This window comes from Comamonas sp. A7-5 (assembly GCF_039581385.1).
Classification (GTDB): Bacteria; Pseudomonadota; Gammaproteobacteria; order Burkholderiales; family Burkholderiaceae_C; genus Comamonas; species Comamonas thiooxydans.
Map to the genome: position 1 here is coordinate 481870 of NZ_JBCPWO010000003.1, position 17414 is coordinate 499283.

Below are 17414 nucleotides of genomic sequence, written 5' to 3' on the forward strand. Positions count from 1 at the left end.
ATGGCGGTCTATGAGCCAGTCGCACCCCACCCCCGCCTACACCCGAGCCCAGGAGCTGCCCGCAACGCTTGCCAAGCGCCTCGTCATTCTTGACGGCGCCATGGGCACCATGATTCAGCGTTTCAAGCTGGGCGAGGCTCAGTATCGCGGCGAGGGCTATGCCGGTGCCGACGGTGCGGGCGAGCGCTTCAAGGACTTCGCACATGACGTCAAGGGCAACAACGAACTGCTGTCGCTGACCCGTCCCGACGTGATTCGCGACATCCATGAGAAATACCTGGCCGCCGGCGCCGATCTGATCGAGACCAATACCTTTGGCGCGACCACGATTGCGCAGGAGGACTATCACATGGCCGATCTGGCCTATGAGATGAACCTCAAGAGCGCCCAGCTGGCGCGTGCGGCCTGTGACAAGTACAGCACGCCCGATCACAAGCGTTATGTGGCCGGCGCCCTGGGCCCCACGCCCAAGACGGCCTCCATCAGTCCTGATGTGAACGACCCTGCCGCGCGCAACATCACTTTCGAGCAGCTGCGCCAGGCCTATCTGGAGCAGACGCTGGCGCTGATTGAAGGCGGTGCCGACGTGATCCTGGTCGAGACCATCTTCGACACCCTCAACGCCAAGGCCGCGCTGTTTGCCGTGGACGAGGCCTTCGAGCAGACCGGCGAGCGCCTGCCCATCATGATCAGCGGCACGGTGACCGATGCCTCGGGCCGCATTCTGAGCGGACAGACCGTGACGGCCTTTTGGCACAGCGTGCGCCACAGCAACCCGCTGTCCGTGGGTCTGAACTGCGCCCTGGGTGCCACGCTGATGCGTCCCTATGTGCAGGAGCTGGCCAAGGCGGCTCCCGACACCTTCATCAGCTGCTACCCCAATGCCGGCCTGCCCAACCCCATGAGCGACACCGGTTTTGACGAAACGCCCGAGATCACCAGCCGTCTGGTGCACGAGTTCGCGGCCGAAGGTCTGGTCAATATCGTGGGCGGCTGCTGCGGCACCACGCCCGACCATATCGGTGCCATTGCCAAGGCCGTGCAGGCCACGGCCACGCGCAAGCTGTTCTACCCGGCCGAGGCCTGATTCCGCCTGGAATGGTTCGCCCCTGACCCGCGCTTCGGATCGCCGGTGTGAACCATGCGGCCCCGGCACGATCCGGGCAGCCCTGGTGCTTGAGCCACAAGCATTGGCAGCTCTTTTTCCGATGCTTATCCGCAGGGGCGGGCACAATGCCCTGATTCCGGCTTTGATGCCCCGCCACCGACGACCGCATGACTGCACCACTGCGACCTGCTGCCCCCGTACTGCCCGTGTCCGTGCCCACGGGCCAGGCGGCTGCGCAGGCCGGCAATGTGGCTGCAGCCGCTGTCTCGGACCTTCCCGCAGCGCAGCAGCTGCCCGCCGCTCAAGCTACGCCCCCGGCGACCAGCATGGTGCAGTGGTCGCCGCAAACCTTGCAGAACCTCAAGCTCCAGGCCTTTGAGCATCTGATTGCGCAGCTGGCACTGCAGGTGCAAGCCCAACCCGGTGCACCTGCGGCAAGCTGGCCTAGCCAGGGCCTGCCAGTGGCCGTGCAGCAGTTTGTGCAAAGCCTGCTCGCGCAGGTTCAGGTCAGCCTGCAGGGACAGGCCCAGCCCCAGCCCCAGCCCCAGCCCTTGCAGCTGCTGGCCGGCCAGCAAGGATCGGTTGCGCTGATGCAGGCCTTGGCGCAGGCTGCGGTGTCTGGCGCGCAGCCGCCCAGCTCGGCCTTGCAGACGGCTGCGGCCCTGTCGCCCACGGCGGCCGTGGCGCTGGAGCAGGCACAGCAGGGCATGGCAGCAACCGCTGGCGGCGCTGCCGCACCGCGTCTGCCCCAGCTGCAGAACTGGCTGGTGCAGCAAGGCACGCTGGTCACGCCGCAAGGCGAGCGCAGCTTTTCCCTGACATTGCAGGTGCCCGCCGCCTGGGCGAAGGCTGTGGGTGCGGCAAGCATCCCGGCAGCCCAGGGGCCGGGGACGGCCCTGCGCCTGCCCATGGCGGATCCGGGTGTCTTGAGCAGCGGTCCTCTGGCTCTGGTGGTGCAACCGCAGTCGTCGGTGGCGACCAGCACACTTGCTACCAGCGCATTGCTGTGGCTGGAGCTGCAGCCCGTCACGGCGAGCTCCGCTCAGGCGACGCCGGTACAGATGGCCGGTCTGCCTCTGGCCATGCCCGCACCGGCGCTGGCGCAGGAAGTGCAGCAACTGCTGCAGAACAAGTCCGATCCCTGGCTGATGATGGCCGCGGCCCAGGCTGCCAATGCCCTGCCTGTGCCGCGCCGCAGCGGCGAGCACCGTTCGCATCTGTGCATGACCGAAGGCTGCCAGTACCAGGGCCTGGCACCCTGCGCCCAGCCGTTCTGCAGCGAGATGAATCGCATCTGGGCCGCCTCCGGCGTGGCGCGCAGCGGCTGAACCAAGCTGACGCAGGGCTGGACTCTGCGCGTGCCGCACTTTCATAATGCTTCCCGTTGCCTGCTTTTTGAGCAGGCTTCTCGGGTCGGAATTGGCAGCTAGGCTGCCAGCCATGTTCCGGCTGTCTTCAGTGCATCAGGCAGGGCCTGACTGCCTGTCATCACCTCATCTCACAGGTCTTCGACCTTCTCTGTCTTCTGCTGTGCCAAGAGCTGGCTGCGGGGCAGTGACTTCACAATTCAAGGAGAACCACCGGCATGCGCTTGCGTACTGGCATTGCTTGTTCCACATGTTTCACTCTTTTGTCTGCCGTGCTGCCTGCGGCGGCCCAGTCGTCCAGCGTCAGCATTGGCGGTCTGATCGACGGCGGCATCTATCGCGGCTTTGATGGCACGGCGCAGGCCGGCACGATTCAGCGCAGCAATCTTGCGATTGCCGGCTGGGAGGACCTGGGCGGTGGCCTCAAGGCCACCTTCCGCCTGAGCGCACGTTTCGATATCGATACCGGGCGTCTGGAGGATCAGGGCCGCAAGCCGTTCTGGCACGACGAGTCCACGGTGGGCTTGCAGGGCGGCTTTGGCCACTTGCGCCTGGGCCGCGCCCTGTCGGCCATGTGGTCGCAGGACTGGAAGTTCGACCCCTGGGCCAATTTCAACCGCATTTCCTCGCCCGCCTGGTATCAGTGGCACTACCTCACGCCTACCGACCGCTATAGCAACAACGGCACGGCCGAGTATGGGCGCATGGCCAATGGCATCTTCTACGACTCGCCCACGGTGGCCGGCTTCACCCTGCATCTGAGTGCCTCGCCGGAGCGCACCGAGGTGCCGCTGACCTTGCGCCGCGAAGGGCGCGGTTATTCGGCCTCTCTCAACTACGACTCGGACAGCCTGAGCGGCATGCTGGCCTTCGAGCGCAACGGCAGCGGTGACAAAGACACTTTCGTGGCTGGCAAATACCGCTTTGGCGCAGCCGCCGTGATGGCCGCCTGGGACTATTCGCGCGTGGCCCAGACGGCACTCTCGGCCAAGGCCGTGACGCTGGGCGCCACTTATCAGATGGGACAGACCACGCTGAAGGCCGGCTATGGACGCCAGCGCATGCAGGAGCAGACCAATCATTTCTACTCTCTGGGCGCCGACTACGCGCTGTCCAAGCGCACCACGCTCTATGCCAGCCTGGGGCGCAAGAGCTACGAGTACGGCGCGGACTCGGGAACTTCGTTCGGCGTGGGCATGGCTCACGCCTTCTGAGCCCAGGCCTCCAGCCCTGCAGCCGCAGCCTTGCTGCGGCTTTTTTGCGCCCGGTGCGAATGTCCAACAAGAGTTGAGGGAATTAAATCCGCCAGTTTGGGGTGTTTGTCCGCCTTTGCACGGGTGGTACAGCACCGTTTCTGGCCCTGATCCAGGCCTTGTCCGGGTAAAAATCGCCAAAAACCGTGTTTTTTGCCGATATCTACGCTCTTCCTCGTTGAAATCCAAGGTCTGAATCTGGTGTATTCCACTTAATTGAGTGCACAAGAGCTCAATTTGGCAGAAGTTATGGCTGGCTGTTTCTAATGAGTGCTGAAAATCTGTCAAATGCATTGAAATAGCGCTCAAAAATAGCGCTTCTTGTTGCAACTCTTTGGTAGGCAACTATTTGCATGCGGGCTCTGTAAATCCTTGATTTTTTTGCCCAAAATGCGCGGCATTCCCCCGATTGAGGAGAGACCGCGATGTCCTATTCCGTGCCCGAGCAAGACAACCCAGTGCGCGCCGCCGACGCGCAGCAAGCCGCCGCCTGCGGCAGCCAGACCATGCACTGGCATGCGCCGGCCAAGCCCGCCGCGGCCTCCGAAGCGCAGCGCTGGCCCGTGGAGGCAGTGCAGTCCTTGCTGGACCTGCCTTTTCTGGACTTGTTGCACCGTGCTCAGAGCGTGCACCGTGAGAACTGGCCTGCAGGCGAGATCGAGCTGGCAACCCTGCTGTCCGTCAAGACCGGCGGCTGCCCCGAGAACTGCGGCTACTGCCCGCAGTCGGCGGAGTTCGATACGGGCGTGAAGGCCGAGAAGCTGATGAGCGTGGAGGAGGTCACCCGCGCCGCCAAGGCTGCCCAGGATGCCGGAGCCACCCGCTTTTGCATGGGCGCTGCCTGGCGCGCGCCCAAGGACCGCGACATCGAGAAGATGAACGAGCTGATCGGTGCCGTGAAGGGACTCGGCATGCAGACCTGCGCCACGCTGGGCATGCTGCAGCCCCACCAGGCAGCATCGCTGCGCGATGCGGGTCTCGACTACTACAACCACAACCTCGACACCGCGCCCGAGTACTACAAGGATGTGGTCAGCACGCGCCAGTACCAGGACCGGCTTGACACGCTGGCTGCCGTGCGCGATGCGGGCATCAGCGTCTGCTGCGGCGGCATCATCGGCATGGGCGAGACCGAGGTCCACCGTGCCGGCCTGATTGCCCAGCTCGCGAACATGGAGCCCTACCCCGAGTCCGTGCCCATCAACAGCCTGGTGCCCGTGCCCGGCACGCCGCTGGCCGACAGCGAGCCGGTGGATCCGCTGGACTTTGTCCGTGTGATCGCCGTGGCGCGCATCACCATGCCCAAGGCTCGCGTGCGCCTGTCGGCGGGCCGCCAGCAACTGGGCGAGGCCGTGCAGACCCTGTGCTTCATGGCGGGAGCCAATTCCATCTTCTACGGCGACAAGCTGCTGGTGACCGGCAATCCAGATGTGGAGGCCGATACCACCTTGATGCGCAAGCTGGGCCTCAAGGGGCTGGGGGCATCGGCTGCAAGCTGATCCCTGAATCTTCCCCGGCCATCGCGCCGGGGCTTTCTCATTGCAAATTGCATGGCCCTGCCTCTGGTGCGGGCCAGGCCGCGCTGCGCCTGCGTTTTGACAAGGCGGGTGATTCGCCTCAGGAGTTTTTGATGGAACACAGTCTTGCCAGCCGCAGCGTGCGCCATGTCTGGCATCCCTGCACCCAGATGAAGCGGCACGAAGCCGCGCCGCCGATTGCCATTGACCACGCCACCGGGCCCTGGCTGGTGGACACCGAGGGCCGCCGTTATCTGGACGGCATCAGTTCCTGGTGGGTCAATCTGTTCGGTCACTCGCATCCGCATATCCGGGCGGCGCTGACCGAGCAGATGTGCAAGCTCGATCATGTGATGCTGGCTGGCTTCACCCATGCCCCCGTGGTCGAACTGTCCGAGCGCCTGGCCGGCCTGACCGGCCTGGGCCATGCGTTCTATGGCAGTGACGGCGCTTCGGCCACAGAGATCGCGCTGAAGATGAGCGCTCATTACTGGCGCAACCAGGGGCATCCTGCCAAGCACCGCTTCGTGGGCCTGGCTGGCGGCTACCACGGCGAGACGGTAGGCGCGCTGTCGGTCACCGATATTGCGCTGTTTCGCGATGCCTATGGCCCCCTGGTGCGTCTGTCGGCCACCGTGCCCAGCCCTGATGCACGCCAGGCCCGGCCTGGCGAAACCGCTGCCGATGTGGCACGCCGCGCAGCAGAGGGTCTGGAGTCCTGGTTGCAGGCGCATCACCAGGAGACTGCTGCCCTGATTCTGGAGCCGCTGGTGCAGTGCGCCGCCGGCATGGCCATGCACGATGTCGAATATCTGCGTCTGGCCCGTGCGCTGTGCGACCGCTATTCAGTGCATCTGGTGGTGGACGAGATCGCCGTGGGATTTGGCCGCACCGGCAGCCTGTTTGCCCACCAGCAGGCCGGCATCAGGCCGGACTTCATCTGCCTGTCCAAAGGTCTGACGGGCGGCACGCTGCCCTTGTCTGCCGTGCTGACGACCGATGAGGTCTATGCGGCTTTTTATGACGACGATGCCGCGCGCGGCTTTCTGCATTCGCATTCCTATACCGGCAACCCCCTGGCCTGCCGCGCTGCCGTGGCCACGTTGGAGCTGTTCGAGCAACTGGACCAGCTGGCTGCCAATCGGCAGCTGGCTCGGAAAATCAGTGCTGCATTCGCCGGGCTGAATGCTCACCCCCGCGTCAGCAACGCGCGCCAGCAGGGAATGATCTGGGCCTGGGACATCGATACTGCCTTGCCGGACTTTGCACAGCGCTACCACGAGGCGGCTCTGGACCTCGGCCTGCTGCTGCGCCCTATTGGACGCACGCTGTACTGCATGCCGCCCTATGTGCTGGACGATGCCGATATCGATCATCTGGGCCAGGCCGCGCTGGCCGCGCTGAACACCACCTTGCAGCAGGAAGCAGAGCTTGCCGCGAAGAAGGGAAACGCATGATCGGCTGTTTCGTCACGGGAACCGATACCGGTGTGGGCAAGACCCTGGCCAGTTGTGCGCTGTTGCACGCACTGGCCCGTCATCATCCTCGCGTGGTGGGCATGAAGGCCGTGGCCGCAGGCGCCGAGCCCGACGGGCAGGGCGGCTGGGTCAACGAAGACACGGTGGCCCTGCGCGCGGCCTCCACGCTGGCCGTGCCGGCAGCGCTGGACAACCCCGTGCTGCTGCCAGACCCCATGTCGCCGCATATCGCGGCCCGGCGTGCGGGCGTGGAGGTGACGCTGGCGCCGATTCTCGACGCCTACCGGCAGCTGGCCGCGCAGGCAGATGCCGTGGTGGTCGAGGGCGCGGGCGGCTGGCGCGTGCCGCTGTCCGAGACTCTGTGCATTGCCGATCTGGCCGTGGCACTGCAGCTGCCGGTGGTGCTGGTGGTGGGGCTGAAGCTCGGTTGTCTGAACCATGCGGTGCTGACCGCAGAGGCGATTCGCGCCGCCGGCTTGCCGCTGGCAGGCTGGGTGGCAAGCCGTGTGGAGCCGCAGATGCTGGTGCCCGAGGAAAACATGGACTGGCTGCGCAACCAGCTGGGACGGCTTGGCGCTCCGCTGCTGGCCGATATTCCGTGGCAGGCCACTCCCGATCCTCGCCTGACCAATTTCTCCTTGCCCAAGGAATGGCAATGACCGCATCTTCCAATTTCTGGCTGCAGGATATTCCACAGCAGCTGGCAGCCTTGGACGCCGCCGCGCTGCGCCGTACCCGCCGTACCGTGGCGCCCCTGCAAGGCGCGCGCATTCTGGTCGACGGGCAGCCCATGCTGCAGTTCTGCAGCAACGACTATCTGGGGCTGGCACAGCACCCGGCCATGATTGAGGCGGCCTGCGCCGGTGCGCAGGATTTCGGTGTGGGCTCGGGCGGCTCTCCAATGGTCAACGGCCATAGCACGGCCAATGCCGCGCTGGAGGAGGAACTGGCCCGCTTTGTGGAACTGCCCCGTGCGCTTTACTTCTATGCCGGGTTTGCCACCAACGCCAGCATCATCCCGGCGCTGGTGGGGGCGGGCGACGCCATTTTCTCTGACGCTCTGAACCACGCCAGCCTGATCGACGGCTGTCGCCTGTCGCGTGCCCAGATCCACCGTTTCGAGCATGGCGATCTGGCTGCATTGGAGCAGCTGCTGGCTGCTTGCCCGGTGCAGCGCAAGCTGGTGGTGAGCGATGCCGTCTTCAGCATGGATGGCAATGTGGCAGATATCGAGGGGCTGCTGGCACTGTGCGAGCGCTACGACGCGCTGCTGCTGCTGGACGATGCCCACGGCTTCGGCGTACTCGGCCCGCAAGGCCGTGGCAGCCTGGCGGCTGCGGGGCTGACAGGGGTCAAGGCCTCGCCGCGTGTGCTTTACATGGCCACGCTGAGCAAGGCGGCTGGCGTGTCGGGGGCCTTTGTTGCAGGACATGCGCTGCTGATCGAATGGCTGCTGCAAAAAACGCGTAGCTACACCTTTGCGACCGCCGCCCCTGCGATGTTGGCGCGCGCATTGCAAACCAGTCTGCAGCTGATTGAGGAGCAGAGCGCTTTGCGCGAGCAGCTGCAGGCTCGTATTGCCCAGCTGCGTGCGGGGCTGCAACCCTTGTTGCAGGGCAAGGGCTGGCGGCTTTTGCCATCGGACACGGCCGTGCAGGCACTGGTGGTGGGCGGAAATGACGCTGCGCTCGGCCTTATGGAGGGGTTGCGCCGCCATGGCCTCTGGGTGCCGGCGATTCGCCCTCCCACCGTGCCCGTGGGCACGGCGCGGCTGCGTATTGCCTTGTCGGCGCTGCATACCGAGGCCGATGTGAAGCAATTGCTGGCGGCGCTGCAGGAGCTTGCCGGCTGAGGCCTGGCCGTTTTGCGCTGGCGCGCCGGTCGCTGTCAGTGGCGTAGCGCCTGCAGTACCTGCGCCAACTTCCTCGCGGCGACTTCCAGCTCATGCGGTGTGTGAGCGGCAAATCCCATGAGAAAACCCGCCTGTTGCGGGCTTGATGCATGCAGCTGCGTCAAGCCGAGCAGGTCTATGCCCGCCCTGCGCGCGCTATCCACGGCGGCGCGTTCAGCAATGCCGTGCAACAGGGTGCAAGGCATCTGCATGCCTCCCGCCGGCACCCGTGGCTCTAGGAAGTCGCCCAGATGCTCGCGCACCAGCCGCGCCAGCACATCGCGTCGCTCGGCATAGACGGCGCGCATGGTACGCACATGCGCACCCAGGTGCCCGCCTTCGATGAACCGCGCCAGCGTCAATTGCGCAATCGCTGCGCTGTGTCCATCCAGCAAGGTTCGCGCCACCGTCATGGGGGCGACCAGCGAAGCCGGCAACACCATATAGCCTATGCGTAGCCCAGGGAACATCGACTTGGTGAAGGTCCCGACATAGATCGTGCGCTCGTGCTGATCCAGCCCCTGTACGCAGGCCATGGGCTTGCCGGCGTAGTGAAATTCGCTGTCGTAGTCATCTTCGATGATCCAGGCCTGCTCCTGCTGCGCCCAGGCTATGGCGGCCAGCCGGCGATCTAGGGCCAGAGTGGTGCCCGTAGGGAACTGGTGGGAGGGTGTCAGAAACACCGCCCTGGCAGCGGGTAGGGTCTGCAGTAAGTCCACCCGCATGCCGTCGCCGTCCAGCGGCACGGGCACACATTCCAGCCCGGCCGCATCGAAGGCTTTGCGTGCGCCGTGATACACAGGGTCTTCGATGAAGATGCGATCACCGGCATCGAGCAGTACATTGGCGCACAGGGTCAGAGCCTGTTGCGAACTGGTCAGCACCAGCACGCGTTCAGGTGTGGCGCGCGCGCCGCGCTCCAAGTTCACATAGGCGGCAATGGCCTGGCGCAAAGCCTTGGTGCCCTGTGGCGGACTGTGCAGCAGAGCCCGGGTGCCGTGCTCCTTGAGCACCTGCCGCTGCAAGCGCTCCCAGGTCTGAAGCGGAAAGTTGCGTGTCTCGGGCACACCGGGCGCAAAAGCGCGTGGCGCGAGGAAATCACACAGGCCACCGCCCGCGAACATGGCTGCGCCGCGTTGGCTCAAACGCAGGGCGGGAACGCGCGCCAAAGGACTTTGCATCAGACCGCGTCCCGGAAGGCGTTGCACCTGCTCGGACACAAAGCTGCCGCTGCCCGTGCGTCGTTCGATAAAGCCTTCGGCATGCAGCTGGCCATAGGCGGCCTCCACCGTATCGCGCGAGACACCCAAGGACTGGGCCAGGGCTCGCGATGCCGGCAGGCGCCGGCCCACGTCCAGCGCGCCATCGAGGATCAGGTGCCGTATGGCCCGTTGGATGCGGGCATGCAGCGGCAAGGCGCCATGAGCGGGGTCGCCGATCCAGGCTTTGACGGATTCGAGTTGGGCGTGCTTGAACAAATGGTCTGTATTCCTGCAAAAAAGTGGCCGGGAGTATCAGGCCATTTCGATTCTATAAATCTGCTACCCCATGGGGTCAATCACTTTTCCGGGAGCCCTTGCAAGACCATGTCAACCACCCACTCGCCTTCGTCTCTTCGCTGGAACGATCTCACACATCCCGTCGTGGCAGGCCTGATCTCGGTCATCGTCAACTACGGTGGTACCTTCATCCTTGTGTTCCAGGCGGCCAAGGTGGCGGGCCTCGGCCCCGAGCTGACGGCCTCCTGGGTATGGTCGATCTCGATTGGCGTAGGGCTGACAGGTCTGCTGCTGAGCTGGGTGACGCGCGAGCCCATCATCACGGCCTGGTCCACACCTGCTGCGGCATTCCTGGTGACTGCCCTGGCGAGCACGCCCTATGCCGAAGCAGTGGGGGCCTACATGGTCTCCGCGCTGGCTTTCGTGGTGCTGGGGCTGTCGGGATATTTCGAGCGCGTCATCCGGCTTATTCCTGCCGGCATTGCGGCCGGACTGCTCGCGGGCATCCTGCTGCAATTCGGTATCAAGGCGTTTGGTGGCATGAGCGTCGATCCCATGCTGGCGGGCCTGCTGATCGCGACCTATGTGGTGCTCAAACGGATTTCGGCACGCTATGCCGTCGTCGGCATCCTGGTGCTGGGGCTGGTCTTTTTGCTGTCGCAGAATCGGGTCGATCTGTCTAGGCTGGAGTTGCAGCTTGCTGCCCCAGTGTTCACCAGGCCGGAGTTCTCGCTCAATGCCTTGCTCAGCGTCGCGCTGCCGCTGTTTCTCATCACGCTGACCGGCCAGTACATGCCCGGCATGCTGGTGCTGCGCAACGATGGCTTCAAGACCAGCGCCAATCCCATCGTCACGATCACGGGTCTGGGCTCGCTGCTCATGGCTCCGTTTGGTTCGCATGCGTTCAACATCGCCGCGATCACGGCTGCAATCGCTACCGGCCCGCAGGCGCATGAAGATCCCTCCAGGCGCTGGATTGCCGGCGTTGCTGCAGGCATGTGCTACATCCTGGTCGGCGTGTTCGGGGTCACGCTGGCGGCGGTCTTCATGGCCTTTCCCGCCACCTTCATCACCACGCTGGCAGGTCTCGCCCTGCTGGGCACCATTGGCGCCAGCCTGGCCACGGCCCTGGCGGATGCCAAGGTGCGCGAGGCCGCGCTGATCACCTTCCTGGCCGCCGCCGCCAACATCACGTTGCTGGGTATTGGCGGCGCCTTCTGGGGCCTGGTCATAGGGCTGCTCGCCTATGCCGTCCTCAACGGCCGGCTGCCGTTGAGCGCACAGCCGGGCGCGATAGCCGCCATGGAAAAAGGATGAGGTGATGCCCATGACTTCAGAAACCCCGACCCGTCACGATCAACATGGCCTGTACCCCGAGGCCGGCACGGTAGAGGACTTTCGTCGCAACCTCGCCACCGTGCAGGAACGCATTGCAGCGGCCTGCCAGCGCGCGGGGCGTGATCCAGCCAGCGTGCGCTTGCTGCCCGTCAGCAAGACCAAGCCGCAAGCCAGCCTGCGTCTGGCCTATGCAGCGGGCTGCCGCCTGTTGGGCGAGAACAAGGTACAGGAAGCGTTTGGAAAATGGGAGTCCATGCAGGACCTGGCCGATCTGCGCTGGTCGGTCATCGGTCACCTGCAGACCAACAAGGCCAGACTGGTGGCACGTTTTGCCAGCGAGTTCCAGGCATTGGACAGCCTGCGCGTGGCAGAGGCGCTGGACAGGCATCTGCAGGCTCAAGGGCGGTCGCTGGACGTGTTCGTGCAGATCAATACCTCGGGCGAGGCCAGCAAGTATGGCTTGAATCCCGAGGATGTGCCGGGTTTCATCCAGCAACTGCCCGTGTTTTCCGCGTTGCGCGTGCGTGGTCTGATGACGCTGGCGCTGTTTTCCGCCGAAGCCGAACGGGTGCGTCGGTGTTTCATTCTCTTGCGCGAGCTGCGCGCTCAGCTGCAGCAAAGCGCGCCTGCGGGCATGGAGCTGGATGCGCTGTCGATGGGGATGTCCGGCGATTTCGAGATCGCCATCGAGGAGGGCGCTACCGTGGTGCGCGTGGGGCAGGCCATCTTCGGCGCGCGTCCGTTACCCGATAGCTATTACTGGCCAACGCGCTCTGATCCGCAGACGCCGGAATCCGTTACCGATTGATATGGCATCTGCGCAATCGCAGGTGGCTTGTGCCCGCGCTGTGCGTTGCGGCCGTAGCAAGCCGGCCAATCTGCCGCCAAGTCCTGCAGGCGCAATGCGCGATTTTTGCCGCTGAGACAGGGGATTGGCCAGCTGCAGAGTTCTCCTGAACTGGTTGATATCCGCCAGTTTTCTTTTACATCCCACCGGAGCAATGCATGCCACAAACCGATTCCCATCTGATGAGGGCATACGCCCGCCAACCTGTTTCTTTTGTGCGCGGTCGCGGTGCCCGCCTCTGGGACGAGCAGGGGGTGGAATACCTGGACGCCATCGCCGGCGTGGCTGTCACCAGCCTGGGCCATGCCCATCCGGAGATCGCCGCCGTCATGGCCGAGCAAGCCGCGACGCTGCTGCATACCTCCAACGTGTTCCGTATCGACTGGCAGGAGCAGCTTGGCGAGCGCTTATGCGCGCTCGCCGACATGGAAAAGGTGTTCTTCTGCAATTCGGGTGCCGAGGCCAATGAGACGGCTATCAAGCTCGCCCGCTTGCACGGGCATCACAAGCAGGTGGCCGAGCCGCAAATTCTCGTGATGGGGAACGCTTTTCATGGCCGCACGCTGGCGACACTCGCCGCCACGGGCAACGCGGCCAAGCAACAGGGCTTCGAGCCGCAGATGCCGGGTTTTGTGCGCGTGCCCTATGACGACATCGATGCAGTGCGCCGTGCGGCCCAGGAAGTACCAGGTATCGTCGCCGTGCTGGTCGAGCCCGTACAGGGTGAGGGCGGCATCCGTGTCGCCAGTCGCGGCTACCTGCGCGCTCTGCGCGAGCTCTGCGACAGCCAGGGCTGGCTGCTGATGCTCGACGAGATCCAGACCGGCCTGGGCCGCACGGGGGCCTGGTTCGCGCACCGGCACGCCGGTATCACGCCCGATGTGATGACCCTCGCCAAAGCACTGGGCAATGGTGTTCCCATTGGCGCCTGTCTGGCGCGTGGCTCCGCCGCGAACCTGTTCTGTCCCGGCCAGCACGGCTCCACCTTCGGTGGCAATCCGCTGGCATGCCGCGTGGCCTGTGCCGTGCTCGACATCATGGAAAGAGACGGCATTGCGCAGCGGGCAGCACAGCTGGGCGAGCGCCTGCTGGCCGGGCTGCGGCGGGCTCTGGGAGGACACCCGGGTGTGCAGGCCATCCGAGGCCTGGGGCTGATGGCAGGGATCGAGTTGAACCGGAACTGCCAGGAGCTGGTCGGCCGCGCGCTGGCCGAACAGCGATTGCTGATTACCGTGACCCGTGAGCGCACGATCCGGCTGTTGCCGCCGCTGATCTGCGACGAGGCACAGATTGACGACATCGTTGCCAGAGTCGCCAGCCTGTGCCAGGACAGTGCACCAAGCCGCCACGCTGTTTAGCTGCCGGTGCGTGAGCGCGGTGGCCGAAGTCGTCGCAGGTCCGATGAGGTCGTTCCTGGCGCCGCATTCCGGGCTCTGATGCGCGGTCCTGCATGCCTGCATCGCGTCGGGTGCAGGCATGTCTACGCTTTCTGAATCGATAAAAGCCGCTGTGCTTGCAGCGGCTTTTTGACGGGAGCAGGCCGGTCTACTTGCCTGCTCCCTCCACCTGCTTGGGGACGCGGGGAGCCACGGCGCACATCAGCTCGTAGCCCAGTGTGCCGGCAGCAGCGGCTACCTCGTCGATGGGCAGCACGGCGCCATTGCTGGCGCGACCCCAGAGCGTGACCTCGCTGCCCAGCCTGGCCTTGGGAACGGGGCTCAGGTCCACGGCCATCATGTCCATGCTGACGCGGCCCAGCGTGCGGGTGCGCACACCGTCCACCAGCACGGGCGTACCCGTGGGGCAGACGCGCGGATAGCCGTCCGCATAGCCGCAGGCCACCACGCCCAGGCGCAGCGGTCCGTCGCATTGAAAACGCGAGCCGTAGCCCACGGTGTCGCCGGCATGCAGCTCCTGCGTGCCGATGATTTTTGACGACAGCGTCATGGTCGGCTCAAGACCCCAGTGAGCCGCATCATGAGTGGGGAAGTCGGGCGAGCTGCCGTAGAGCACGATGCCGGGGCGCACCCAGTCGCAGCGCACATTGTTTTCGTCACCATGCAGCAAGGTTGCAGCGCTGTTGCTGACGCTGCGCTCACCGGGCAGGTCCAGCGTGGTTTCGTGAAAGATCCTGAGCTGGTGGTCCATGCCATGCTCCACATCGGCATCGCTGAAGTGGGTCATGAACGAGATCTCGTCGACCTGGGGCAGAGCGTTCAGCCGCGCATAAGCCGCACGAAAACGCTCGGGTGTAAAGCCCAGCCGGTTCATGCCGCTGTTCATCTTGAGAAAGACACGGTGGCCGACCTGTGTCTTGTGGGCGGCCAGCCAGTCGATCTGCTCGTCGCAGTGCACGGCATGCCAGATGCCCAGACGCGAGCAGATTTCCAGGTCGCGCAACTCAAACACGCCTTCAAGCAGCAGGATGGGGCCGCGCCACCCCAGATTGCGCACGCGCTGGGCCTCATCGAGGTCCAGCATGGCAAAACCGTCCGTCGCTCGCAGACCCTCAAACACGTTTTCGATACCGTGGCCATAAGCGTTGGCTTTGATCACGGACCACAATTTGGCATCAGGGACGGCTTGCCGTACCCGCTCCAGGTTGTGGCGAACGGCTTCAGGATGGATGGTGGCAGTAATGGGACGAGGCATGGTTTTTCTCAATCAGACCAGTGGGATTCTGGCACTGTCAGCTGGAGCCTGCGTGATATAACCGCCAGTCACTTGCCACGGGGTCTATTATTTCCTTGGCATCGGTCCGTCCGGTGCCAGTTACAGCTAATTCATGAAGCGCGGTTTCTACACCATCATGTCAGCGCAGTTTTTCAGCTCGCTGGCAGACAACGCCTTGTTTGTGACCGCTGTAGAGCTGTTGCGTGCCAATGGTGCCCCCGAGTGGCAACGTGCTGCCCTGGTGCCCATGTTCGCCCTGTTCTATGTGGTCCTGGCCCCCTTTGTCGGAGCCTTTGCGGACGCCTTGCCCAAGGGCAAGGTCATGTTCATCAGCAATGCCATCAAGGTGATGGGTTGTCTGATGATGCTCTTCGGCCATCATCCCTTGATCGCCTACGCCGTCATCGGGCTGGGCGCGGCCGCCTATTCGCCGGCCAAGTACGGCATCCTGACCGAGCTGCTGCCGGCCTCTCAACTGGTCAAGGCCAATGGCTGGATCGAGGGGCTGACCATCACTTCCATCATTTTGGGCGTGCTGGTAGGCGGCCAGCTGGTGGGGCCGACCATTTCCCAGCATCTGCTGGGCTTTGACTTCCCGTATTTCAATACCGGCGTGGACACCCCAGCCGAGGCCGCAATTGCCCTGCTGATCCTGATCTACGTCGTGGCGGCCTGGTTCAATCTGCATATTCCGCTGACGGGCGTGGCCATGCGCCCGCTGCGCGAAGACCCGAACAAGAGCCTGGTTGCCAATCTGCTGGGTCTGCTGCCCGACTTCTGGCAGTGCAGCAAGCGCCTGTGGGCCGACAAGCTGGGCCAGATTTCGCTGTCCACCACCACGCTGTTCTGGGGGGCGTCGGGCAATTTGCGCTATATCGTGCTGGCCTGGGGGGCCGCTGCCCTGGGTTACAGCACCACACAGGCCTCGGCCTTGGTGGGGGTGGTGGCAATCGGTACGGCCGTCGGTGCAGTGCTGGCATCCATGCGCATGCGCCTGGACAACGCCACGCGTGTGATTCCCCTGGGCGTACTCATGGGCCTGCTCGTGGTCTGCATGATCTTTATCGACAATCTCTGGGTGGCCGTGCCCTTCCTCATCCTGCTTGGCGGTCTGGGCGGCTTTCTGGTCGTGCCCATGAATGCCCTGCTGCAGCATCGCGGCCACAATCTCATGGGGGCGGGTCGCTCGATTGCGGTGCAGAACTTCAACGAGCAACTGGCCATTCTGGCCATGGGCGGCTTCTACAGCCTGTCCACCAAAATGGGATTGACTGCTTTTGGTGCGATCACGGTATTCGGTCTGCTGGTTGCCGCTAGCATGGTGCTGATCGGCATCTGGCACTGGAATAATTGCAGAAGGCACCCGGCAGAGGTTGAAAAGCTGCTGGAAGTCGCCCGCCGCGACTGCCATTGAAGCTCTGCAGCTGGCGCCGGCAAGCTGCATTCACTACACGATCAATAGCTTCTAACGCTTGCAGAGCAAACGTTAGAAGCCTTTTTTATGCATAGTCCACTGCCTGTATTTGCGCTGCTGCTCAATGCCCTTATCTGGGGCTTGTCATGGTGGCCGTTTCGTCTCATGCATGAGGCCGGACTGCATCCGCTGTGGGCCACGGCATCGATGTATGCGCTGGTGCTGGCCGGTCTGCTGGCGCTGCGTCCCGCCAGCCTCAGGCAGGCCTGGCAATACCCGGTGCTCCTGCTGCTGGCTGCCAGCTCGGGCCTGAACAACGTGGCTTTCAACTGGGCCGTGACCGTGGGCGACGTGGTGCGCGTCATCCTCTTGTTCTATCTCATGCCGGCCTGGGCGGTGTTGCTGGCCTGGAAGCTGCTGGGCGAAAAGCCCACGCCCATGGCGCTGCTGCGCCTGTTGCTGGCCTTTGGCGGTGTGGTGCTGGTGTTGCTGCCCGCCGATGCCTCGCTCTCCGGGTTGTTTGCCGGTCTCACCCTGGCCGATGCGCTGGCCGTGTTCGGCGGCTTCATGTTTGCGCTGACCAATGTGTTGCTGCGCCGCTTTCAAGGCATTCCGGCCCAGGCCCGCATGCTGGCCATGTTTGCCGGCTGCATGAGCATGGGCCTGCTGACCGCCTTGAGCGCCAGCAGCGCTGGAATGGTGCCGGGCTTTCCTGCTTTTGATAGCAGTTGGGGCTTTCTCGCACTTGGCTTGGCCGTGGTTTTGATGTTTGGCAACTGGGCTCTGCAATTTGGCGCAGCGCGTCTGCCCTCGGGCGTGACCTCGGTGGTCATGCTGTCGGAAGTGGTGTTTGCCAGCATCTCCTCGGTGCTCATCGCCCACGAGCAGCTCAGCGCACGCACGCTGGCCGGCGGTGCGCTCATCATGGGAGCAGCCTTGCTGGCCACCTTGGGCAGAGCCCCGAGAAAATAGCCCAAACCACATCAAGGACACCGAGGAGGGGCCTGGGCCGGCCGCGCCGCCCCGCAC

14 protein-coding genes are annotated in these 17414 nt (G+C 64.3%); 12 read left to right on the plus strand and 2 right to left on the minus strand.

The window, feature by feature from the left end; genetic code table 11:
* The first annotated feature begins 10 nt into the window (after positions 1 to 10).
* The 7 genes from AAIL67_RS07700 (at position 11) to bioF (ending at position 8575) form a co-directional block, all read left to right on the plus strand.
* A complete protein-coding gene (locus tag AAIL67_RS07700; RefSeq protein WP_003070538.1) occupies positions 11 to 1087 on the plus strand; it encodes a homocysteine S-methyltransferase family protein in 1077 nt (358 codons plus the stop codon).
* A 188-nt stretch (positions 1088 to 1275) separates the two neighbouring features.
* On the plus strand, positions 1276 to 2436 hold the full coding sequence (locus AAIL67_RS07705) for a Fe-S oxidoreductase (protein WP_343483699.1): 1161 nt from the start codon (positions 1276 to 1278) through the stop codon (positions 2434 to 2436).
* 257 nt (positions 2437 to 2693) lie between these two features.
* On the plus strand, positions 2694 to 3689 hold the full coding sequence (locus tag AAIL67_RS07710) for a porin (RefSeq protein WP_003070535.1): 996 nt from the start codon (positions 2694 to 2696) through the stop codon (positions 3687 to 3689).
* A 545-nt stretch (positions 3690 to 4234) separates the two neighbouring features.
* Positions 4235 to 5227 carry a biotin synthase BioB gene (gene bioB / locus AAIL67_RS07715; protein ID WP_046461199.1) on the plus strand — a complete coding sequence of 331 codons (993 nt, stop codon included), beginning with the start codon at positions 4235 to 4237 and terminating at the stop codon, positions 5225 to 5227.
* Between the two features lie 131 nt (positions 5228 to 5358).
* Positions 5359 to 6702 (plus strand): adenosylmethionine--8-amino-7-oxononanoate transaminase, encoded by a 1344-nt coding sequence (gene bioA / locus AAIL67_RS07720; RefSeq protein ID WP_063662835.1) that lies wholly within the window; start codon positions 5359 to 5361, stop codon positions 6700 to 6702.
* The gene (bioD, locus tag AAIL67_RS07725; RefSeq protein WP_063662699.1) at positions 6699 to 7382 is read left to right on the plus strand and encodes a dethiobiotin synthase; all 684 of its coding nucleotides are present in this window, start codon (positions 6699 to 6701) and stop codon (positions 7380 to 7382) included. Before bioA ends, bioD begins: the two co-directional genes overlap by 4 nt.
* Positions 7379 to 8575, plus strand: coding sequence for an 8-amino-7-oxononanoate synthase (bioF, locus tag AAIL67_RS07730; RefSeq protein ID WP_082877299.1), 1197 nt, complete (start codon positions 7379 to 7381; stop codon positions 8573 to 8575). Before bioD ends, bioF begins: the two co-directional genes overlap by 4 nt.
* Positions 8576 to 8610: 35 nt before the next feature.
* Here bioF and AAIL67_RS07735 read toward each other — a convergent pair whose 3' ends face one another.
* Complete coding sequence (locus AAIL67_RS07735; RefSeq protein ID WP_063662703.1) at positions 8611 to 10092, minus strand: PLP-dependent aminotransferase family protein; 1482 nt, start codon at positions 10090 to 10092, stop codon at positions 8611 to 8613.
* Between the two features lie 108 nt (positions 10093 to 10200).
* On the opposite strand from AAIL67_RS07735, the gene AAIL67_RS07740 reads away from it, so the two are divergent.
* The 3 genes from AAIL67_RS07740 (at position 10201) to AAIL67_RS07750 (ending at position 13656) form a co-directional block, all read left to right on the plus strand.
* Entirely contained in the window at positions 10201 to 11430 is a 1230-nt protein-coding gene (locus tag AAIL67_RS07740) for a benzoate/H(+) symporter BenE family transporter (protein ID WP_063662705.1), read from the plus strand.
* Between the two features lie 4 nt (positions 11431 to 11434).
* Positions 11435 to 12259 carry a YggS family pyridoxal phosphate-dependent enzyme gene (locus tag AAIL67_RS07745; RefSeq protein ID WP_063662707.1) on the plus strand — a complete coding sequence of 275 codons (825 nt, stop codon included), beginning with the start codon at positions 11435 to 11437 and terminating at the stop codon, positions 12257 to 12259.
* A gap of 197 nt (positions 12260 to 12456) precedes the next feature.
* Positions 12457 to 13656, plus strand: a complete 1200-nt coding sequence (locus AAIL67_RS07750; RefSeq protein ID WP_224649490.1) for an aspartate aminotransferase family protein — start codon at positions 12457 to 12459, stop codon at positions 13654 to 13656.
* Positions 13657 to 13843: 187 nt separating this feature from the next.
* On the opposite strand, the gene alr is transcribed toward AAIL67_RS07750, so the two are convergent.
* The gene (gene alr, locus AAIL67_RS07755) at positions 13844 to 14950 is read right to left on the minus strand and encodes an alanine racemase (protein WP_224649491.1); all 1107 of its coding nucleotides are present in this window, start codon (positions 14948 to 14950) and stop codon (positions 13844 to 13846) included.
* Positions 14951 to 15083: 133 nt separating this feature from the next.
* Here alr and lplT point away from each other — a divergent pair, with 133 nt between their 5' ends.
* A complete protein-coding gene (gene lplT, locus AAIL67_RS07760) occupies positions 15084 to 16385 on the plus strand; it encodes a lysophospholipid transporter LplT (protein ID WP_034351410.1) in 1302 nt (433 codons plus the stop codon).
* Positions 16386 to 16472: 87 nt separating this feature from the next.
* Positions 16473 to 17357 carry a DMT family transporter gene (locus tag AAIL67_RS07765; protein ID WP_224649492.1) on the plus strand — a complete coding sequence of 295 codons (885 nt, stop codon included), beginning with the start codon at positions 16473 to 16475 and terminating at the stop codon, positions 17355 to 17357.
* Positions 17358 to 17414: the final 57 nt, after the last annotated feature.